Annotated in this window: 17 protein-coding genes; 5 read left to right on the top strand and 12 right to left on the bottom strand. The window is 74.5% G+C overall.

The window, feature by feature from the left end; all coding sequences use genetic code 11:
- Positions 1-487 precede the first annotated feature (487 nt).
- The 8 genes from ACFYNX_RS01885 to ACFYNX_RS01850 form a co-directional block, all read right to left on the bottom strand.
- The gene (locus ACFYNX_RS01885) at positions 488-1,246 is read right to left on the bottom strand and encodes an NADPH-dependent F420 reductase (RefSeq protein ID WP_388656575.1); all 759 of its coding nucleotides are present in this window, start codon (positions 1,244-1,246) and stop codon (positions 488-490) included.
- A 104-nt stretch (positions 1,247-1,350) separates the two neighbouring features.
- Positions 1,351-2,754 carry a DEAD/DEAH box helicase gene (locus ACFYNX_RS01880; RefSeq protein ID WP_388656572.1) on the bottom strand — a complete coding sequence of 468 codons (1,404 nt, stop codon included), beginning with the start codon at positions 2,752-2,754 and terminating at the stop codon, positions 1,351-1,353.
- Between the two features lie 226 nt (positions 2,755-2,980).
- A complete protein-coding gene (locus tag ACFYNX_RS01875) occupies positions 2,981-3,184 on the bottom strand; it encodes a cold-shock protein (protein WP_015031667.1) in 204 nt (67 codons plus the stop codon).
- Between the two features lie 217 nt (positions 3,185-3,401).
- Positions 3,402-4,259 (bottom strand): DUF817 domain-containing protein, encoded by an 858-nt coding sequence (locus tag ACFYNX_RS01870; RefSeq protein WP_388656569.1) that lies wholly within the window; start codon positions 4,257-4,259, stop codon positions 3,402-3,404.
- A 113-nt stretch (positions 4,260-4,372) separates the two neighbouring features.
- A complete protein-coding gene (locus ACFYNX_RS01865) occupies positions 4,373-5,818 on the bottom strand; it encodes a glyceraldehyde-3-phosphate dehydrogenase (RefSeq protein ID WP_365540577.1) in 1,446 nt (481 codons plus the stop codon).
- Between the two features lie 123 nt (positions 5,819-5,941).
- Positions 5,942-6,583 carry a GNAT family N-acetyltransferase gene (locus tag ACFYNX_RS01860; RefSeq protein WP_388656566.1) on the bottom strand — a complete coding sequence of 214 codons (642 nt, stop codon included), beginning with the start codon at positions 6,581-6,583 and terminating at the stop codon, positions 5,942-5,944.
- Between the two features lie 127 nt (positions 6,584-6,710).
- A complete protein-coding gene (locus tag ACFYNX_RS01855) occupies positions 6,711-7,742 on the bottom strand; it encodes a serine hydrolase domain-containing protein (RefSeq protein ID WP_388656563.1) in 1,032 nt (343 codons plus the stop codon).
- Between the two features lie 152 nt (positions 7,743-7,894).
- Positions 7,895-9,694 carry a VanW family protein gene (locus ACFYNX_RS01850; RefSeq protein WP_388656560.1) on the bottom strand — a complete coding sequence of 600 codons (1,800 nt, stop codon included), beginning with the start codon at positions 9,692-9,694 and terminating at the stop codon, positions 7,895-7,897.
- A gap of 295 nt (positions 9,695-9,989) precedes the next feature.
- On the opposite strand from ACFYNX_RS01850, the gene ACFYNX_RS01845 reads away from it, so the two are divergent.
- The 5 genes from ACFYNX_RS01845 (at position 9,990) to ACFYNX_RS01825 (ending at position 16,615) form a co-directional block, all read left to right on the top strand.
- On the top strand, positions 9,990-11,024 hold the full coding sequence (locus tag ACFYNX_RS01845) for a LacI family DNA-binding transcriptional regulator (RefSeq protein ID WP_388656557.1): 1,035 nt from the start codon (positions 9,990-9,992) through the stop codon (positions 11,022-11,024).
- A gap of 129 nt (positions 11,025-11,153) precedes the next feature.
- Positions 11,154-12,224: a phosphatase PAP2 family protein gene (locus tag ACFYNX_RS01840; RefSeq protein WP_388656554.1), complete on the top strand. Its 1,071-nt coding sequence runs from the start codon at positions 11,154-11,156 to the stop codon at positions 12,222-12,224.
- 44 nt (positions 12,225-12,268) lie between these two features.
- A complete protein-coding gene (locus tag ACFYNX_RS01835) occupies positions 12,269-14,491 on the top strand; it encodes an NADP-dependent isocitrate dehydrogenase (protein WP_365540583.1) in 2,223 nt (740 codons plus the stop codon).
- 97 nt (positions 14,492-14,588) lie between these two features.
- Positions 14,589-14,879, top strand: coding sequence for a hypothetical protein (locus tag ACFYNX_RS01830; RefSeq protein WP_365540584.1), 291 nt, complete (start codon positions 14,589-14,591; stop codon positions 14,877-14,879).
- Positions 14,880-15,025: 146 nt separating this feature from the next.
- Positions 15,026-16,615, top strand: a complete 1,590-nt coding sequence (locus tag ACFYNX_RS01825; protein WP_388656550.1) for a sigma-70 family RNA polymerase sigma factor — start codon at positions 15,026-15,028, stop codon at positions 16,613-16,615.
- A gap of 22 nt (positions 16,616-16,637) precedes the next feature.
- Here the strand turns inward: ACFYNX_RS01825 and ACFYNX_RS01820 are convergent, their stop codons facing one another.
- The 4 genes from ACFYNX_RS01820 to ACFYNX_RS01805 all read right to left on the bottom strand — a co-directional run bounded on the left by ACFYNX_RS01820 (position 16,638) and on the right by ACFYNX_RS01805 (position 20,644).
- Positions 16,638-17,261: a CAP domain-containing protein gene (locus ACFYNX_RS01820; RefSeq protein ID WP_388656548.1), complete on the bottom strand. Its 624-nt coding sequence runs from the start codon at positions 17,259-17,261 to the stop codon at positions 16,638-16,640.
- A gap of 252 nt (positions 17,262-17,513) precedes the next feature.
- Positions 17,514-18,386, bottom strand: coding sequence for a universal stress protein (locus tag ACFYNX_RS01815; protein WP_388656545.1), 873 nt, complete (start codon positions 18,384-18,386; stop codon positions 17,514-17,516).
- Between the two features lie 146 nt (positions 18,387-18,532).
- Complete coding sequence (locus ACFYNX_RS01810; protein ID WP_388656543.1) at positions 18,533-19,996, bottom strand: acyl-CoA dehydrogenase; 1,464 nt, start codon at positions 19,994-19,996, stop codon at positions 18,533-18,535.
- Between the two features lie 192 nt (positions 19,997-20,188).
- Positions 20,189-20,644 (bottom strand): Rrf2 family transcriptional regulator, encoded by a 456-nt coding sequence (locus tag ACFYNX_RS01805; RefSeq protein ID WP_121833568.1) that lies wholly within the window; start codon positions 20,642-20,644, stop codon positions 20,189-20,191.
- Positions 20,645-20,949: the final 305 nt, after the last annotated feature.

Raw genomic sequence — 20,949 nt, 5'->3', positions numbered from 1 at the left:
TGCGCGTGCAGTTCCACGAACAGGCAGCCGTCGGGGTGGGCGTCGGCTGACGTCCGGGCGGCGCGCACCACCAGGGCCGTCTTGCCGACCCCCGCCATACCGGCGACGGTCGTCACGGACACCGCCCCCGGGCCACCGGGGCGGTGAGGAGGGCGGGTTCCGCCTCACGGCCGATCGGACGGGCGGTGTCGCCCGGGAGTTCGTTGCGGCACCGGCGGGGCCATGAGGCAGGCCCTCCAGGGCCTCCGCGTGACGCCCGAGCCGGGGGCCGGTGATCGCCGGGATTGTCGCCCTCCTGCTCCTGGCGGGCCTCGGGGCGTACGTCGTCCGGAGCGACCGGCAGGGCGGAACGGCCCCGTCGAACCGGCCGGGCGGGATCGTGCGGCTCGGCCCGGGCGGCGCGGACACGAAGGAGCAGGTGCTGCGCCACCCCAGCGGCCCGGCCCGGGAACACGAGGTCCTCCGGGCCGGGCGGGGTGCCGCGCGCTCAGCCCCGGAAGGCGGCGGGGCGCTCGGGGGAGGCCTCGGCGAGGGCCTTGGTCACGGCCTCGGCACCGGCGCGGAGCCCGTACACGGGAGTGTCGGGCTGCTGCCGCCAGGAGTCGTCGATGCCGCCGGCGTCGACCGTGTCGAAGCCGAGTTCGTCGATCAGGGCGCGGACGGTGTCCTTGGCGGCCTCGTCGTCACCGGCGACCGGCAGGGCGATCCGCTCGGGGTCGCCGGCCGGGCGCGGCCGGTCGAGGATGTCCTGCGCGTAGGTGCCGTTGAACGCCTTGACCACCGGGTGGCCCAACTGCTCCTCCGTCCAGCGGCTCTCGGTGAGTCCCCCGTCCTCGATGGCGTCGATCCGCCCGTCGCGCTCCCGGGGGTAGTAGTTGTTGGTGTCGAGGAGGACGAACCCCTCGGCGGCACCGGCGAGGACGTCGTCGGGCAGGTCGGGGACGTTCTTCAGGGGGATGGTCACGACGACCAGTTCGGCGTCGCGGGCGGCCTCGGTGACGTGCACCGGGGTGGCGCCGGTCTCCTCGGCGAGCGCGGTGAGCGTCTCGGGGCCGCGGGAGTTGGCCACGGACACGTCGTGGCCGAGGGCCGTGAGACGACGGGTGAGGTTGCCGCCGATGTTGCCGGCGCCGATGATGCCGATCTTCATGACACGTCCTTCGTGAGCGCGGTCGGGGGCGGATCCGGTACGACCCGGGAGCGCGCCCCGGGTGCGTCCGGGGCGGCGCCGGTGGGCGTCGCGCATCCCCGTCGGTGAGGGAGAACACCATGATCCGGAGGTTTCTTCCGCGTACGGCCGATCCCGGCACACGCTCCGCAACGCCCCTGGTGGGGACCCGCCGAAACCGGTCAGCCGCCCTTGCGGATCTTCGCCGCTCGGCGGGCCTCGGCCGTCTTGCGGGCCTCGGTGGCGCGGCGGGACTCGTTCTTGGCGCGGCCCGGGCGGCCCGGGACCGTGCCGATGCCGCGGAAGGCGGCGCCGCCGCGCTTGGCGCCCTCCTGGGTCGGCGCGTTGCCGGCGACCGGGACGCCCGAGGGCTTCCGGGCGCCGGTGATGCGGGTCAGTTCGGCCTCACCGGAGCGGACCCGGGCGACCTGGGGGCGGATGCCCGCCTCCGCCATGACACGGGCCACGTCCCGGCGCTCCTCGGGGGTGACCAGGGTGACGACCACACCGGACTCGCCGGCCCGCGCGGTGCGCCCGCCGCGGTGCAGGTAGTCCTTGCCGTCGGCCGGCGGGTCGACGTTGACGACGAGGTCGAGCGCGTCGACGTGGATGCCGCGCGCCGCCACGTTGGTGGCGACCAGGACCGTCACCTCACCGCTCTTGAAGCGGTCCAGGGTGCGGGTCCGCAGCGGCTGGGACTTGCCGCCGTGCAGCGCCGCCGCCCGTACGCCGCTGCCGAGGAGGTGCTTGGTGAAGCGGTCCACGGCGTGCTTGGTGTCCAGGAACATGATCACGCGCCCGTCGCGGGCGGCGATCTCCGTGGCGGTGGCGAACTTGTCGGCGCCGTGCACGTGGAGCACGTGGTGCTCCATCGTGGAGACGGCGGCGGCCGACGGGTCGACCGAGTGCACGACCGGGTCGGTGAGGTAGCGCTCGACGAGCAGGTCGACGTTCCGGTCGAGCGTGGCGGAGAACAGCATCCGCTGCCCCTCGGCGCGCACCTGGTCCAGGAGGGCGGTGACCTGCGGCATGAAGCCCAGGTCGGCCATCTGGTCGGCCTCGTCGAGGACCGTGATCGCCACCCGGTCGAGACGGCAGTCCTTGCGCTCCACGAGGTCCATGAGGCGGCCCGGCGTCGCGACCAGGACCTCGGCCCCGTCGCGCAGCGCCCCCGCCTGCCGGCCGATCGACATGCCGCCGACCACGGTCGCCAGGCGCAGCCCGAGGGCTGCGGCGTACGGGGCGAGCGCGTCGGTGACCTGCTGGGCCAGCTCCCGCGTGGGCACCAGGACCAGGGCGAGCGGCCTGCGCGCCTCGGCCCGGCGTCCGGCGGTCCGGACGAGCAGCGGAAGGCCGAAGGCGAGCGTCTTGCCGGACCCGGTCCGCCCGCGCCCGAGGACGTCGCGGCCCGCGAGCGCGTCGGGCAGCGTGGCGGCCTGGATCGGGAACGGCTCGTCGACGCCCAGACGGCCGAGCACCCGGAGCACCTCGGCCGGCAGACCGAGCTCGGCGAAGCCGGTGGCCGGTGCCGGGGACGCGGCGGATTCGTCCTTCCGGACGTCGTCCGTACGGGGCGTGCTGTTCATGTGACCTTCCTCGAAACGGTGCGCTGAAACGGTGCGCTCCGAGGAATTCACGACGGGCGGTGGGCCCGTGAATTGCCGCGACGTACCGAATGCCGTATGCGTGCGGATCCGGACGTGCCGCGAGAGCGGCGCACGGCGTCCGGGCCGTGGGGTGGAGCGGAAAACGCGACGGGCCGGTGCCCTCACCACACGGGTGAGGGCACCGGCCGCGTCGGACGTGTCAACGTCAGGCGGGGAGGATGTTCTCCGCCTGCGGGCCCTTCTGGCCCTGCGTGACGTCGAAGGTCACCTTCTGGCCTTCCTGGAGCTCACGGAAGCCGGAGGTGGCGATGTTGGAGTAGTGGGCGAACACGTCCGGGCCGCCACCCTCCTGCTCGATGAAGCCGAAGCCCTTTTCCGAGTTGAACCACTTCACGGTGCCATTGGCCATTGTCTTGTCTCCTTCGGGGCGTAGCCCTGGGAACCGCACTGTGCGGAACCCGGAGTCGCCGTGATGATTGCCCCGTCCGGAAACTGCACCGAAAACAAATCAAGTGCCTGACGATGTCGAATCGTCGAAGGCACTTGTAAGTATTTGGGAACCACAACTGCAACTGACACCGACTGTAGCACGTCGTGGCCGCCCGTGCGCGAAATCCACAAATTTCTCACCCGGAGTCGCCGAGAACAAAATTCCGGCCACCGCCCCCGCCCTCGTTCCGGCCACCGCCCTGCCCGCCGCTCCGGCCGTCCTCCCGGCCGCCGTCCTCCCGGTCCCCGCTCCGGGCCACCAGGACGAAGGTGACGCTGATGAGCAGCGCCCACGCGCCGAACTTGGAGAGGGGCACGGGCTGCCAGCCGTGCAGTTGGTGCGGGTAGCTCCAGGCCCCGACGTACGTGGCCGCGTTCTCCGCGACCCACAGGAAGAAGCCGATCAGGACGAACGACAGGGCCAGCGGCATCCGGTGCTCCCGGGGCCCGACCCGGAACCGCACCCACGTGCCCGCCGTCGCGACGAGCAGCAGCGCGGCCAGCGCCCAGCGCGCGTCGGGCAGCCAGTGGTGGCTGAAGAAGTTCACGTACACGGCCCCGGCGAGGACCGCCGTCACCCGGGGCCGGTAGCCCGTGAGCCGCAGGTCGAACAGGTGCCAGGCCCGGCACACGTAACTGCCCACGGCCGCGTACAGGAACCCGCCGTACAGGGGCACGCCGCCGAACTTCGTCCAGGCCTCCTCCGGATAGCTCCACGAACCCATCCGCACCTTGACCAGCTCGAAGAGCAGGCCGATGGCGTGGCAGCCGGCGATCACGGCGACGTCCCGGCCGGTGTCCCAGCCGACCCGCCACGCGAGGAGCGTGAGCCCGATGCCGTACAGGAGGAGCAGGTCGTAGCGGGCGACCGGCAGCTCCGGCAGCAGCGTCGAGGCGGCGATCCCGCCGACGAGCGCGGCGGCGAAGGCGCAGCAGCGCGCCTCCAGCACCGCGAAGCGCAGCAACTGGCGTGTCCCGTGGACGAGCGTCTCCATGGCGGGAGGGACGCGGGGGACGCCTGTTCGGTTCGCCGCCGTGTCCACGTGCGGGAACGGAAGCGCGCCGCACCCCCGGGAGGGTGCGGCGCGACCGTCGGGCGCCGCGCGGATCAGACCGCCGGCGACGGGAAGGTCGGGTACTCCACGCCGGAGACGTGCTGGACGACCCGGATGACCTGGCACGAGTAGCCGAACTCGTTGTCGTACCACAGGTACAGGATCGCGTTGTCGCCGTCGACCTTGGTCGCGCCGGCGTCCACGATCGACGCGTGGCGCGAGCCCACGAAGTCCATCGAGACGGCGTCGGGGGCCGTGGTGAAGTCGATCTGGCGCTTCAGCGGCGAGTGCAGCGAGACGTCGCGGAGGTACTCCAGGACCTCGTCGCGGGTGGTCTCGCGGCCCAGGCGCAGGCTCAGGATCGCGATCGAGACGTCCGGGACGGGGACGCGGATCGAGCTGCCGGTGATCGGGGCCTTCAGCTCCGGCAGCGCCTTGGCGACGGCCGAGGCGGCACCGGTCTCGGTGATCACCATGTTGAGCGGCGCGGAACGGCCGCGGCGGTCCGCCTTGTGGTAGTTGTCCAGGAGGTTCTGGTCGTTGGTGAACGAGTGGACGGTCTCCACGTGGCCGCGCAGCACGCCGTACTCGTCGTCCATCGCCTTCAGCGGCGGGACGATCGCGTTGGTGGTGCAGGAGGCGCAGGACAGGATCCGCTCGTCCGGCTTGACCGTGTCGTGGTTGACGCCGTGGACGATGTTCGGCACGTCGCCCTTGCCGGGCGCGGTCAGGACGACCTTGTCGATGCCGGGGCGCAGGTGCGTGGAGAGGCCCTCGCGGTCGCGCCACTTGCCGGTGTTGTCGATCAGGATGGCGTTCTCGATGCCGTACGCCGTGTAGTCGACCTCGGAGGGGTCGTTGGCGTAGATCACCTTGATCGTGTTGCCGTTGGCGACGATGGAGCTGTTCTCCTCGTCGACCGTGATCGTGCCCTGGAACTGGCCGTGGATGGAGTCGCGGCGCAGCAGCGAGGCGCGCTTCACGAGATCCTGCTCACCACCGCCGCGGACGACGATCGCGCGCAGCCGCAGACCGTTGCCCGAGCCGGCCTTCTCGATGAGGAGGCGGGCGACGAGGCGTCCGATGCGGCCGAAGCCGTAGAGGACGACGTCGCGTCCGTCGCGGCGCTCGATCTTGTTCTCACCGGTGGCGCCGGCGACGGCCTCGGCGGTGAACTCCGCCACCGACAGACCGCGGTCGTCGGTCTTGTAGTCGGCGGCCAGCATGCCGATGTCGATCTGGGACGGGCCCAGGTCGAGGGTGGTGAGCGTCTGGAGGAAGGGGAGCGTCTCGGTGACCGACAGCTCCTCGCCGGCTATCTGCCGGGCGAAGCGGTGGGTCTTGAGGATGCTGACCACCGACTTGTTCACCAGGGAGCGGCTGTGGAGGAGGACGGTGACGTCCTGCTCCCGGTGCAGCTTCCCGATGATCGGGATCATCGACTCCGCGATCTCCTCGCGGTTCTTCCAGCTGGTGAACGAGTCGTCATTGACAGTCACAAGTTTATCTTTCGAGCTAGGCGGCGCTCATATGGTACCCCCGGGCCCATTCGATCGATCAAGGGGTCCGGGGTGTGACGAGGGCCCCTTGTGGAGCCCCCGCACGCCCTTGCGCAGGCTCCGTCACGCTCCCGTCGCGCGCCGCTCCCGGGCGGCGGCCAGCCGCCGTTCGAGCGCCGCGCGCCGCTCCGGCCACTCCTCGGCGACGATCGAGAAGACGGCGGCGTCGCGGAGGAGGCCCTCCTCGCCCGGCACCCAGGAGCGGGACGAGCGGCGCAGGACGCCCTCGAAGGTGGCGCCCGCGCGCTCGATCGCCGCGCGCGAGCGGGCGTTGCGGGCGTCCGTCCTGAGCTCCACCCGTGCCGTGCCCCACTCCTCGAAGGCGTGCCGGAAGAGCAGGTACTTGGACTCGGCGTTCACCCCCGTTCCCTGGGCGGAGGCCGCGAGCCAGGTGAAGCCGACCTCGACCGCGCACAGCCCCTCGCCGGAGGGCCACGGGCGCGGCTGCCAGTAGGAGGTGGTGCCGACCACCCGGCCGGTCACCGCGTCGAGCTGCGCGTACGGGACGAGCAGCCCGTCGGCCGCGCGGCCGAGCTGGGTGTCGACGTACGCCCCCGTCTCCTCCCGCCCCGGCACCCAGGTGAAGCGGTACGAGTCCCGGTCCTCCGCCGCCGCCTCCGCGAGCCCGGCGGCGTGGTGGCGCCCCAGCGGCTCCAGGCGCACGAACGCGCCCTCCAGAACCGGTCCTTCCCGCGTGAAACCCATGGATCCGCAACTCCGTACGCGTCGAGCCGTCGATGACCGTGCAACCGTCGGGAAGGGTCGCAGAGTGCCGGGGGAGCGGCATCCGGATCTCACCAGGTGGGCGCGGACGGGAAGGACGGACGGTCGGTCAGGGGAAGACCGCTGCCCGGAAGGCGTCCCTGACCCGCGCCAGCGGCCCGGGGTCGCGGGTGAGGTAGAGCCGGTTGGTCAGCAGGACGGCCCAGCCGTCCCGCGCGGGTGACACCCAGAGGGCCGTGCCGGTGAAGCCGAAGTGCGCCCAGACGTCGTCCGCCGGGTCCGTGCCCGGCGCCGGGTGCCAGAAGAGCCCGCGCGGCGGGTCGAGGCGGCCGGTGCGCACGCGCAGCGAGGCGGCCGTCCACGCGGCGGAGAAGGTGCCGGGCACCGGGTCGAGGAGGTGGCGCAGGAAGCGGCCGGTGTCGGCGGCGGTGGTGAAGACGCCCGCGATGCCGCAGGCGCCGCCGAGGAGCCGGGTCGAGAAGTCGTGGACGGTGCCCCTGAGCCGGACGCCGCTCTCCACGTCGTACTCCGTCGGCGCGCACCGCTCGCGGAGGGCGGCCGGCAGCGGCCCGTACCGGGTCTCCGTCATGCCGAGGGGCGTCCAGACCCGCTCCCCGGCGAGCCGGGGGAGGGGCTGCCGGGTGAGGTGCTCGGCGAGGTAGCCGAGGATCAGGGCCGCCCGGTCGGTGTACGCGACGGCCTCGCCGGGCCGGTGCCGCAGCGGCTCGGACAGGACCCCGTCCCGTACGTCCTGCGGATCGGAGCCGTACAGGTGCCGCAGGTTGGCGCGCAGCGGCAGGCCCGCCGTGTGGGTGAGGAGGTGGTGGGCCGTGACGTCGGCGAGCGGCCGCCCGGCCGCCTCCGGCCAGTACGAGCCGAGCGGGGCGGACGGGTCGAGCTTGCCGGCGTCGACGAGGGTGCCGGTCACGGCCCAGACGGCGAGGACCTTGGTGAGGCTCGCCACGTCGAAGAGCGTGTCGGGGCGCGCCGGCCCGGCGGGGTCCGCCGGGTCGAGGACGCCGACGGCCCCGGCCGACAGGGTGGTGCGGGCGTCGCCCGCGGCCCACGCGGCGCCGGGGACGACGCCCGCGCGCACGGCGTCGCCGAGCAGCCGCTCGCAGGGGTCGGTGCGCTGTGCCAAGGCGGGCCTCCGACGGGATCGGGGCGGCCCGTCCGGCACCCCGGAGGACCGCGCTCCGAAGTCATGCCCGCGCCGAAGGGGAAGACACCCGTCCGGCGACGGAGATCGTCACCGGCGTCCCTCCCCCCCGGCGCGTCACCCCCCGGCCGGGGTCAGCGGCCCTCGGGGACGTCCGCCGCGCCCCCGGCGTCCTTGGGCTTCTCCTCGGGATCCGCCGTGCAGGTCACCTCGTCGCGCGGGGTGTAGTGGGTCTTGTAGGTCTCCCGCTTGACCTCGACGCCGTCGTTCTTGAACACCCGGTCCACCGAGATGTCGAAGCCCTCCAGGGGCGGCTGCGGCACGCACGCCTTGCCGGTGCCCTCGCGCTTCGCGGGCTGCGTGAGGTCGGTGCGCGGTCCGGCGACCGCCTCCACCGAGTCGTACTTCTTCGTCCCGAGGAAGCTCACGGTGACCGAGGAGTCCGTCGCGCTCGCCTTGATGTAGATCGGCTTGCCCGTGTCGTTGCGGAACTTCAGGTCCAGGCTGCCCCAGGCGACGGTCGCCTCGCGGCCGGCCGGGTAGCGCTCGATGTAGAAGGAGTGGGCGCCGTGCTCGACGGGCTTCACCCCGGCGAAGAACATGGCGTTGTAGACGGTGGTGGCCATGGCGGACACGCCGCCGCCGGGCGCGGACCGGTACTGGCCGTCGAGGATCATCGTGCCGTCGACGAAGCCGTTGTCCGGGGTGCGCTCGCCCACCGTCCTGTTGAAGCTCCACACCGCGCCGGGCTGCACGAGCGAGCCGTTGATCAGCTCGGCCGCCCGGCCGATGTTCGTCGTCCGGTACGGGGCCGAGGGGAAGTTCACCGTGAACGAGGACATCTGCTCGGTGATGCCGAGGCGGGCCAGCGAGTCGGAGGTCAGGTCGGGCCGCGTGACCTCGGTGGCCACCGTGGCTGTACGGGCCGCGTCGCCGGTCCGGGTGAGCAGCGGGCGGACGGCGTCGCCGAGGGCCTTCGCGGTCACCTCGTGGCCGGGCCGGCCCTCCGACTCCACGACGACCTTGCCGCCGCGCACGCCGAGGGTCGACTGCGTCGGCGCGTTCGTCAGGGAGGCGAGCGGCCGCGCCACGTCCGGGTCGCGCAGCAGCGCCTCCGCGTCCAGGTTCCCGCTGAGGTGCCCGTCGTCGTTCTTCACGGTGAGGTGGTCGCTCAGCGTGGCCGGGGAGATCCGCAGGCGCTGCCCCCCGGCCGTGAGCGTCACGGGACCGGAGAGGGCGGGCCCGGCGTACGTGTCGAGGAAGCGGTTCACCTCGGCGGCGGGCAGCTTCGGCCGGGTCAGGGCGACGGGGAGGGCGACCGGCGCCGCGCCCGTGGCGGCCGGATAGGCCGCGCGCAGGGACTCGGCGGCCCGGGCGGTGTCCAGCTTCCGGCCCGTGACCGGCTGGGTGGCGACGGCCTTCCCGTCGCGGAAGGCGACGGAGCCCTCGCGGACCGCCCGGTCGTTCCGCTTCGCCAGGTCGGCCACGGTGGCCTTCGCCCTGGCCTCGTCGTACGCGAAGACCGGCCGGATCTCGCGCTCGCCGGAGGAGAAGAGGCGCCGGACGACGGTGACGGGGTCGCGGGAGGGGTCGGCCGCCCGCTCGGTGGTCTTCGCCACGTCCACGGTCAGGCCGGCGGAGGCCGGGTCCACGGTCGACGCGAGGTCGCCGACCCGCACCGGGATCGGCGCCTTCCACGCGGCCGGGGCCGCGGCGGTGAGTCTCGCCTCGGCCTGGGAACGGCTCATGCCGCCGATGTCTATCCCGGCGACCCGGGTGCCGGCGGATATGTCGTCCCCGGTGGCGAGCAGGCCCGCACCGTACAGGCCGCCGGCGGCCACCGCGACCACACCGGTCGCGATCGCGGCCGTCCGCAGGCGCGGACGGCGCCCCTCGCGGGGCGTCGGGTCATGGTCGGTCGTGGAGCGGGGCACGCGCTCTCCCGGGGCGTCGGCGAGGAAGGGGAACCCCACGACGGTACGCCGAAAGAGTGTCTTATGCACATAAGGGCGGTTTGACCTGCGGCAATACGGAGGGCTGCGGAGGAGGTACGGAAGGTGGCGCCCGGGACCGTTCCGGAGCCTCCGGCGGGGGTGCGGCGGATGGGCCCGGGAGGTGTGGGAGGCGGGGCCCGGGACCTTCTCGCCGCGCCCCGGGGCCGCCCCGGCCCGCCTGATAGGTTCGCGGGCAACGCGGGCGGGGCGGCGTCCCGAGGGGGAGGAGCGGCACATGGCGGTGAGCGGGCGGCAGACCGGCAGGCCCACCCTGGAGGAGGTCGCCGCGCGGGCCGGAGTCGGCCGCGGCACGGTCTCCCGGGTCATCAACGGCTCCCCGAAGGTGAGCGAACGGACCAGGACCGCCGTCGAGCGGGCCGTCGCCGAACTCGGCTACGTCCCCAACCGGGCCGCCCGCGCCCTCGCCGGAAGCCGCACCGACGCCGTCGCCCTGGTCGTCCCCGAGACCGAGGCGCGGCTCTTCGCCGAGCCGTACTTCCTCGACATCATCCGCGGTGTCAGCGCCGAACTCGCCGACGCCGACAAGCAGTTGCTGCTCACCCTGATCCGCAGCGAGCAGGAGCGGCAGCGCTTCGAGCAGTACCTGGCCGCGCAGCGCGTCGACGGCGTCCTCCTCGTCTCCGTGCACGGAGACGACCCGCTGCCCGACCAGGTCCGCGCCCTCGGCCTGCCCGCCGTCCTCAACGGCCGCCGCTCGCGGGACGAGAGCGTCGCCTTCGTCGACTCCGACAACACCGGCGCCGGCCGGGCCGCCGTCGCCCACCTCGCCGCACGCGGCCGGCGGGCCGTCGCCACCATCACCGGACCGCTCGACATGTACGCCGCCCGCTGCCGCCTCGACGGCTACCGCGAGGGCCTCGCCGGAGCGGGGCTCGCGGCCGACGAAGGCCTCGTCGCGCACGGCGACTTCACCGAGGAGGGCGGCCGCCGGGCCATGCGGGAGCTCCTGGACCGCCGGCCCGGCCTGGACGCCGTCTTCGCCGCCTCCGACGTGATGGCGGCGGGCGCGCGGGCCGTCCTGCGCGAGGCGGGCCGCCGGGTCCCCGAGGACGTCGCCCTCGTCGGCGTCGACGACTCGGCCGTCGCCCGGCACATGGACCCGCCGCTCACCAGCGTGCGCCAGCCCATCGAGGAGATGGGCCGCGCGATGGCCCGGCTGCTCCTCCAGGAGATCGCCTCGCCCGGCGACCCCGACGACCGGCCCCGCCGGATGCTCCCCACCGAACTGGTGGTCCGCGAGTCCTCCTGAGCGGCTCTCGCGCGGCACCGACAGGTGGGGCGCCTCCCCCCGGAGCGCCGCCGGGCGGACGTACCGCCCGGCGTGTCGTTCGGGTGAGCCCAGCGGGCGGCGCGGCCGGGCGTGGGGTCGAATCGGGGCATGGCTTCCAACGACAGGCCCCGCACCGGCGGCTCCCCGAGGCCGCTGAGGGCCGGTGACACCTGGTGGTACGCCGCCATCGCGGGCGAGACCGCCGGCTCGTTCACCGCCCGCGTCCGCATCCGGGCCCGGCGCGGCTGCCTCGGGGCCGTCCTCCTGTTCACGGTCGTCTACGCGGGACTCGTCCTCACCGCGACCGGCCGCCGCTGGGGAGACGCCGCCACGACCGGCCGGCGCGCCGACAGCGCCGCCGCCGGCCTGCTCCGCGACCACCCCTCCCTCCCCGGGCTCACCACGCTCTCCCTGGTCCTCGGCTGCGTCCTCCTCCTCGCCGCCGGCCTGATACGCGGGCGGTACGCCCTCACCGGCCTCGCCGCCGGCGGAGTCGTCACCGCCCTCGCCCTCACCGGACTGCTCCGGCTGTACGCGCCGCGCCCCCGCGCCGCCGACACCGGGGCCCTCCTGCCCAGCGGCTTCCCCAGCGCCCAGACCGCCCTCGCCCTGGGCGTCGCCCTCGGCCTGGCCCTCGTCGTCCCCCACCGGCTGCGCACCCCCGCCGTCGGCGCCGCCACCCTCTGGGCCGCCGCCGTCGGCGCGTACACCCTCGCCGACGGCCGCCACCGGCCCGGCGACGTCATCGCCGCCGCCCTCCTCGTCCTCGCCGTCTTCGGCGGCCTGCTCGCCCTGCGCGCCCGCAAGGGCGAGGTGCGCCCGGCCCCCCGGCGCCTGCCCGCCCCCGCGTCCCTCCTGGTGTTCCTCCCGCTCGCCCTGGTCGCGGCCGGCGGCCTCGGCACCGGGATCTGGCTGCTCGGCGACGCCCTCGCCCTGCCCGCCACCGCCCCCTACGACCCGGCCGAGCTCCGGCTCGCCCACCGCTGCGGACAGGCCCTCGCCGCCGGGGTCACCGCCACCGCCGGAATCGTCCTGCTCGCCCTGCTCCGCCACGTCGACGTGAGCGGCCCCCCGCCCCCGTACCGGCTCGCCGGCCCGTTCGTCGAGGCCGCCGGGGTCCCGGAGGACGAGGAGCTCGTGGGGCCCTTTACCGAGGACCGCGATCACGAGATATCTTGATGTCGAGCAATCTCGCATACGCAGACGTGGAGCGGAGCACCCTGGTGACTGACTCGACCATCATCTACACCCACACCGACGAGGCGCCTGCCCTGGCGACCTACTCGTTCCTGCCCGTGATCCAGGCGTACGCCTCGCAGGCCGGAGTCACGGTCGAGACGCGGGACATCTCCCTCGCGGGCCGCATCATCGCCGTCTTCCCGGAGTACCTGGAGGAGGGCCAGCGCATCGCCGACGCCCTCTCCGAGCTGGGCGAGCTGGCCAAGACGCCCGAGGCCAACATCATCAAGCTGCCGAACGTCTCGGCGTCCATCCCGCAGCTCAAGGCGGCCGTCGCCGAGCTCCAGGCCCAGGGCTACGCGCTCCCGGCCTACCCGGACGACCCGAAGACCGACGAGGAGCGCGAGATCCGCGCCCGCTACGACAAGATCAAGGGCTCGGCCGTCAACCCGGTCCTGCGCGAGGGCAACTCCGACCGCCGCGCCCCCGCCTCGGTGAAGAACTACGCCAAGGCCCACCCGCACCGCATGGGCGCCTGGACCCCCGAGTCCAGGACCAACGTCGCCACCATGGGCGAGAACGACTTCGCCTCCACGGAGAAGTCCGTCGTCATCGACGCCGACGACACGCTCCGCTTCGAGTTCACCGCCGCCGACGGCACCGTCAGCGAGCTCCGCGAGCCGCTGAAGGTCGTCGCCGGCGAGGTCGTCGACGCCGCCGTCATGCGCGCCGCCGCCCTGCGCACCTTCCTGAGCGAGCAGGTCGCCCGCGCCAAGGCCGAGGGCGTGCTCTTCTCCGTGCACCTCAAGGCCACCATGATGAAGGTCTCCGACCCCATCGTCTTCGGCCACGTCGTGCGCGCCTTCTTCCCGGCCACCTTCGCCAAGTACGGCGAGGCCCTCGTCGCCGCCGGCCTCTCCCCGAACGACGGCCTCGGCTCGATCCTCAACGGCCTGGACGGCGTCCCGCACCTGGGCGAGGAGATCAAGGCCTCCTTCGAGGCCGAGCTCGCCGAGGGCCCCGCCCTCGCGATGGTCGACTCCGACAAGGGCATCACCAACCTGCACGTGCCGTCCGACGTCATCGTCGACGCCTCGATGCCGGCCATGATCCGCACCTCCGGCCACATGTGGGGCCCGGACGGCCAGGAGGCCGACACCCTCGCCGTCCTGCCGGACCACAGCTACTCCGGCGTCTACCAGGCCGTCATCGAGGACTGCCGCGCCCACGGCGCCTTCGACCCGTCGACCATGGGCTCCGTACCCAACGTCGGCCTCATGGCGCAGAAGGCCGAGGAGTACGGCTCCCACGACAAGACCTTCGAGATCGCGCAGGCCGGCACCGTCCGCCTGGTGAACTCCGCGGGCGACACCGTCCTGGAGCAGGAGGTCGCCGAGGGCGACATCTTCCGCGCCTGCCAGACCAAGGACCTGCCCATCCAGGACTGGGTCAAGCTCGCCGTCACCCGCGCCCGCGCCACCGGCGACCCGGCCGTCTTCTGGCTGGACGCCGAGCGCGCCCACGACGCGCGGCTCATCGCCAAGGTCGAGCAGTACCTGCCGCAGCACGACACCGAGGGCCTGGACATCCGCGTCCTGTCCCCGGTCGAGGCCACCAAGTTCTCCCTGGAGCGCATCCGCCGCGGCGAGAACACCATCTCGGTCACCGGCAACGTCCTGCGCGACTACCTGACCGACCTCTTCCCCATCCTGGAGCTGGGCACCAGCGCCAAGATGCTGTCGGTCGTCCCGCTGATGGCGGGCGGCGGCCTCTTCGAGACCGGCGCCGGCGGCTCCGCCCCGAAGCACGTCCAGCAGCTCGTCAAGGAGAACTACCTCCGCTGGGACAGCCTCGGCGAGTTCTTCGCCCTGGCCGCCTCCTTCGAGCACCTCGCGACCACCACGGGCAACACCCGCGCCCAGGTCCTCGCCGACACCCTCGACCGCGCCACCGGCACCTTCCTCAACGAGGACAAGTCGCCGACCCGCCGCCTCGGCGGCATCGACAACCGCGGCAGCCACTTCTACCTGGCCCTGTACTGGGCCCAGGAGCTGGCCGCCCAGACCGAGGACGCGGACCTCGCCAAGGCCTTCGCCCCGTTCGCCGAGAACCTCGCGGCCAACGAGGGGAAGATCGTCGACGAGCTGATCGCCGTCCAGGGCTCCCCGGCCGAGATCGGCGGCTACTACCAGCCCGACCCGGCCAAGGCCGCAGCCGTGATGCGCCCGTCCGCCACCCTCAACGAGGCCCTCGCGTCCCTCGCCTGATCCGGCGCGCGGCCCCGTACCGCCCCGGCCGGAAACTCCTCCGGCCGGGGCGGTCCCGTCGGTGGCGCATGTGGCATCCGGGTGTGAACCTGGATGGATGAGTTGGGCATCTTGGACGACCACCGGTGTCTACACCGGGCGAGGTGGGGTGCTGACCGACGAGGCCGGGACCGTCACGGGCGATCTGACCGTGCACACCACCTGGACCGAGCGCGAAGCACGTGTGGCCGTGCAGTACAGCGGCGCGTCCGACTGGTTCACCATGTCGGGCAGTCCCGTCCCCTGCGCAACGGAGGAGGAGAGCCGCGAACTCCACGACGCCGTCGTGGAGGCCGTCCGGGAGGGAAAGGGGGCCACGGTCCCGAGACTTCCCGGACCCCTGGTGTAGGGCCGGACGCCCCGGCACCACCCGCACCCGGACAATCGAGCACCTGAGTACGACACGTATCCGGTACCGCGAGAAGTGTTATCCCTCCCGCGCCCACGGGTCTCCCGAAGACGGGGGACACGGACCCGGGACGAGGGAGCAGATCCATGCACAGCGACGAGCGCCGCACCACCGCCCTTGTGGAGGCGGCCAAGGCCGGTGACGTCCACGCCAGGGACGAGCTGGTCCGCGCCTTCCTGCCGCTCGTCCACAACATCGTGGGCCGTGCCCTGGACGGCCACGCCGACACGGACGACATCGTCCAGGAGACGATGGTCCGCGTCCTCGGCGGCCTGCCCGGCCTCCGCGACCCCGCCAGGTTCCGGTCCTGGCTCGTCGCCATCGCGATGAACGGGATACGCCGCCGCTGGCGCGAACGCCGGCAGGCCCCCGTGCCCGGCCTCGACCGGGCCGCCGACCTCGCCGACCCGGCCGGCGACTTCACCGAGCTCACCATCCTCCGCCTCGGCCTCTCCGGGCAGCGCCGCGACGTGGCCCGCGCCACCCGCTGGCTCGACGAGGACGACCGCGAACTCCTCGCCCTGTGGTGGCTGGAGGCCGCCGGCGAGCTGACCCGCGCCGAACTCGCCGAGGGCCTCGGCGTCCCCCCGCAGCACGCCGCCGTACGGGTCCAGCGGATGAAGGAGCGCCTGGAGACCGGCCGGGCGGTGGTCCGCGCCCTCGACGCCCTGCCGCCGTGCCCGGAGCTGACGGAGATCCTCGGCCCCTGGGACGGGCGTCCCTCCCCGCTCTGGCGCAAGCGGATCGCCCGCCACCTGCGCGCCTGCGACGCCTGCACGGCCCGGGTGACGGGCCGCCGCGGCCTCGCCCCCGTCGAGGGCCTCCTGGTCGGCATCGGACTCGTGCCCCCGCTCGGGATCGCCGCCGTCACGCCGGACGGGCCGGACCTGGAGCTCGCCGGACACGGGGACGGGACGGGCGCGGGACCCGGTGCGACCGGGGGGCCCGACACGCCCGCGGGGCCCGCCGGGGCCGCCGACGGTCCCGCCGTACGGGCCGGTGACGGGGGAGGGGCCGCCGGCCGGTGGACCCCGGGGCGCGGGGCGGCGGCCGCCGGGGTCGCCGCCGTCGCCGTGCTCGGAGCCGTCGCCCTCCTCGTACCCTCCGCACCCGAGGCGCGCGTGCGGCCCGAGCGGCCCGTCACGGCGCCCCCGACGACCCCCGCCCCCACGACGCCCGCCCCGACCACCGCGTCCCCGACCCCGGCGGCCACCACCACGACCCCCGCGCCGACGACCACCACCCCGGCGCCCCGCCGCACCACCCCGCCCCCGCCGCCGCCCGCCCCCGGGGAGCGGGTGACCGCCCTCGTCAACCGGCTCCGGGCGCGGGCGGGCTGCGCCCCGCTGCGCACCGACCCCCGGCTCGTCGCGGCGGCCCGCGCCTACGCCCGCGACATGGTCGCGCGGGGCTACTACGGACACAGCAGCCCGGAGGGCGAGTTCGCGGGCGCGCGGATCACCGCCGCGGGGTACGACTGGAGCGCCTGGGCCGAGAACCTGGCCAGGGGCGCGACCGGCCCGGAGGCCGTCGTCGAGGACTGGCGGGACGGCTCGATGCACGAGGAGAACATGCTCGACTGCCGCTACCGGGACACCGGCGTGGCGTCGGTGCCCGGTCCCCGGGGCACGGTCTGGGTGCAGAAGCTGGCCGCGCCCGCCCCCGGGCGGGGATGACCGCGGGAGCCAGCGGCGGGAATCAGCGCTTGACGCCGAAGTTCTGCACCCACCAGGGCCCGTTGGACGTCACGGCCACCCCGACGCCGATGTCCTTGAGGGAGCAGTTCAGGATGTTCGCCCGGTGGCCGGAGCTCCCCATCCAGTCCGCCACGGCACGGGCCGGGGTCTTCGGCCCGCGGTGGATGTTCTCCGCCCAGGTCGACCACGCGTAGCCGGCGCCCTTCATCCGGTCGCCCGCGTCCCGCCCCTCGGGGCTCATGTGCTCGTAGTAGCCGCGGGCGGCCATGTCGGCGGCGTGTCCCTGGGCCGCCGTCCGCAGGTTCTTGTCGGTCCTGAGCGGACGGCAACCGGCCCGTGTGCGTTCGGCGTTGGTCAGGGCGATGACCTCCCTGACGAACCGCTCGCTCTTGCGGGCGGCGGCCGTTCCGCCCCCGGGGACCACGACGGGCAGCCGCTCCGACAGTTGCGCCCGCGCCTGCTCGGGCTCCGCCTCCACCCGTACGGGCACGGGCACGGGCGCGGTCACGGGTGCGGGGGAGACGGCGGCCGCCGGGCCGCCGACCGCCGGGCCGCCGGCCGTCGAGGCCAGGTACGCCCCCGCCGCCACCGTGAGCGCGACGGCCGCCGCCCCCGTGACGGTCACAACCGTGCGGAACCCCGGGCGGCGCCGGGCCCCGCCTCTCCCTCGATGCCGGCCGCCCGTCCGCGCGGGCCGCGCGCGCCGGTCGGAGGGTCGGGGACGGACGTGGTACCGCATGGTGCTCCGCTCTCTCGCCGGGATCGCCGGACGGCCGGCACTGGGGAGAGCTGCCGGGGCGACGGTGACGACACTTTCCGGCCCCGGCCGTCCCGACACCCCTCGTCAACCCGGCGCGTCAGCTCACGGCGAAGCCTTTCAGCCCTGCGGAACGACCGCCACCGGGCAGGGGGCCAGATGGAGTGCCGCGTGCGCCACCGAGCCGATCCGCGGACCGACGGCACCCCGCTTGGCCCGCCGTCCGACCACCAGGAGCTGCGCGGCCCCCGACTGCGAGAGCAGCACCTGCCCCGCGCTGCCCAGTTCGACGTGCTCCTCGACCCGGACGTCCGGGTGCTTCTCCCGCCAGGGGGCCAGCGCCTCGCGCAGCGCCTTCTCCTCGTACGGGACGAGCCCGCCGGCCTCGTCGGCGAGCCGCATCGAGGCCGGGCTGTACGCGTAGAGGGCCGGCAGGCTCCACGCGCGCACGGCCCGCACGGAGGCCCCGCGCGCGGCGGCCGTCTCGAAGGCGAAGCCGAGCGCGGCGGCGCTGTCCTCCGGGCTGCCGAGCTGGCCGACGAGCACGTGCCCGGCGGCCGGTTCGGCCCGCTCGCCGTCACGGGACCGGACGGCCACCACGGGACGGGTGGCGCCGGCGATGATCTGCTGTCCGTACGAGCCGAGCAGGAACCCGGCCACGGGGCCGTGGCCGCGCGAGCCGATGACGAGCATCTCGGCCCGCTCCCCGGTGTCGAGCAGCGCGGCGACCGGGGTGTCGGGCAGCACCTCGGCCGAGAGCTCCAGGCCCGGGTGCCGGCGCGCGATCTCCTCCTCGGCCTCGCGCAGGACCGCCCACGCGGCCCGCCCCTGGGCCTCGGGGTCCTGGACCAGGGGGAGGTCCAGGGGTTCCCAGCGCCAGGCGTGCGCGAGCCGTAGCGGGAGGCCCCGGTGCAGGGCCTCGCGGGCGGCCCAGTCCGCCGCGGCGAGACTCTCCGGGGAACCGTCCACTCCTGCGACGATCTCACGACTCATCAGGCTGCCTCCGTCGGTGCGGTGCGGGTCCGCCGGCCTGCGGACCCCCTCCCTTCCAGCTTGGGCCCAACGGCCGCCCGACGGCAGGGCCGTACGTCCCGACATGCTGTTCTCCCCCGCCGCGGAGGCACGGCGGGGGAGGTGGCTCAGGCCAGCAGGGTGAGCCGGGCGTGGGTGCCGTTGAGGTAGTGGTCCCCGATGTCCCGGAGCCGGTGGTCCGCCCGGGTCGGGGCGGTGAGCGCGCGGGCGTTGCGCCAGAAGCGGTCGAACCCCGGTCCGCCGCCCCGGGAGTCGGCGCCCGCCGTGCCGTCCACCAGTTCGAGGATGCGGGTGGTGATGTGGACGGCCGCCCGGCCGGTGACGGTCTCGGCCGCCGCGACGAGGACGGAGATGTCGGCGCGCTCCTCCAGGGTCAGCGACCACTCGGCGTGCAGGCCGCGGGCGAGGGCGTCCGTCGCCCGCTCCACCACCGCGGCGGCGGCGTGCGCGGCGGTCGCCAGCTCGCCGTAGGCCAGGAGGAGGTACGGGTCGTCCCCCGACCCGACCGGGACGGCGCCGTCCCCGGCCGCCGGGCCGCCCGCGCCGCCGGCCGGGGCGGGCCCGGCCTGGTCGGCGCGGCTGATGTCCCGGGCCTCGGCCAGGGCCCCCTCGGCGATGCCGAGGCCGACCTGGGTGAGGAGCAGCCGCAGGGCGAGCGGGGCGAGGGTGGTGAACGGGGCGACGGCGTGTTCGTCGTGCGGCAGGACGCCGAGGACGTGCTCGGGCGGTACGGGGACGTGGTCGAAGGTGACGGTGCCCGCGCCGGCCAGGCGCTGCCCGACCCGGTCCGTGCCCGCGTCGGTGAACACCCCCGGGTGGGCCGGGTCCACCAGGACGACCAGGAGGTCGCCCGTGCCGCCGGGGCGCGCGCCGACGACGAGTCGGTCGGCCACCGTGACGCCGGAGGCGAAGGCGCGGCGCCCGTCGAGGATCCAGCCGCCGCCGCTGCCCTCGGCGGGGGTGAGCGTGAGGCCGGGGTCGGTCGTGGCGCGCGGCGGCTCGACGCCCCCGGCGAGCAGCCAGCGCTCCTCCGCCGTACACACGTCGAGGGCGGGCGGACGCCGGTGGGCGGCCCCCGTCCGGCGCGCGCCGGCCGTCCCGCCCGTCTCCGCCGAAGGGCTCGCGCTCTCCGCCGCGGGGTCCCGGTGCTCCGTCGTGGAAGCGGTGTCCGTCCCCGTCGGGCGGGGGGCGTGCGCCTCGTGGGCGGGGCCGAAGAAGCGGCTGCTCCACGAGAGCGCGTAGTGGTGGGCGAGGAGTTCGCCCACGGAGCTGTCGGCGGCGGAGATCTCCCGTACGACCGCGCACGCGGCCCGCCAGTCGGCGCCCCGCCGGGACGGCCCCGGCGCGGTGAGGAGGGCGGGCAGGCCCGCCTCCTGGAGCCGGGCGACCTCGTCGAAGGGCGCCTTGCCCGCCCGGTCCCTGGCCAGGGCGTCCACGGCCAGGTCGTCGGCGAGCTCCCGGGTGACGCGGGGCCAGATCTCGTCGTCCGCGGGCCGGTCGACGACCCGGCCGGCCGGTGCGGAGGCGGTGCGCACAGCAGGTCTCTTCGGCGATTTCCTCGGCGTACTCACGTCACCTCACATGATCCCTGGCTATCCCCACTGGAATAGTAGGGATAGTGGCAGAGGTGACCGCCGCTCCCCAAGGGGCGTCCGCAGGGTGGACAAGGGCGTCTTGACCGATGAGACGGTGTCAAGTCGGCGCAGGTCGCACGAGGTTGCCCCGGCCGGTCGAAGGCAGAGTGGGGGCGGGGCGAGGGCCGGTCAGGGGTTGGTCCAGGCCTCCGGATCGTCGGCGAGCGCGACGATCCCGGCCGGCAGCTTCGCCGCCGCCACCTCCGCGAGCGAGACGCCGAGCACCTCGCGGACCCCCGCCCGGAGCGCGATCCACAGCGTCAGGAGCGACTCGGCGGGACCCGTGTACGACAGCTCCGGCGGCCGCTCCCCGCGCACCGAGACCAGCGGGCCGTCCACGCAGCGGATGACCTCGGCGACCGAGATGGTCTCGGCGGGCCTGGCCAGCCAGTACCCGCCGTTGCCGCCGCGCTGGCTCTGCACCAGGCCGCCCTTGCGCATGTCCCCGAGGATGCCCTCCAGGAACTTGTGCGAGATGCCCTGGTCCTCCGCGATGGCCTCGGCCTTCAGCGGGCCCGCGTCCCGGGCGGCGGCGAGCTGGAGGGCGGCACGCACCGCGTAGTCGGCCCTGGCTGAAATGCGCATGCGCGCATTATTCCGTACGGTCGGGACGGATCCACCCGCCCGTGGAACGCGCCGTACCGCCCGCCGTGCCCGCCCGCCCGTGGGACGCGTCGTACCGCGCTGTGAGACGAGCCGTACCGCACCCTTGACGCCGTCCGTGACCGGCCGGACACTCATGGACGGGAAAACCGAGCGAACAGGTAGGAAACCATGGGACGCACCGGCCGGAGGGACACCGCATCCGCCGCGCTCCTCCCGCGCTCCCTCCCCCTGACGTCCCGCCGCCACATCGACCTGCTGCGGGTCTGCAGCGCCGCGTAGTCGCC

This window comes from Streptomyces sp. NPDC007872 (assembly GCF_042868165.1).
Taxonomy (GTDB): Bacteria; Actinomycetota; Actinomycetes; order Streptomycetales; family Streptomycetaceae; genus Streptomyces.
This window is presented reverse-complemented; position numbering and strand designations above follow the sequence as displayed.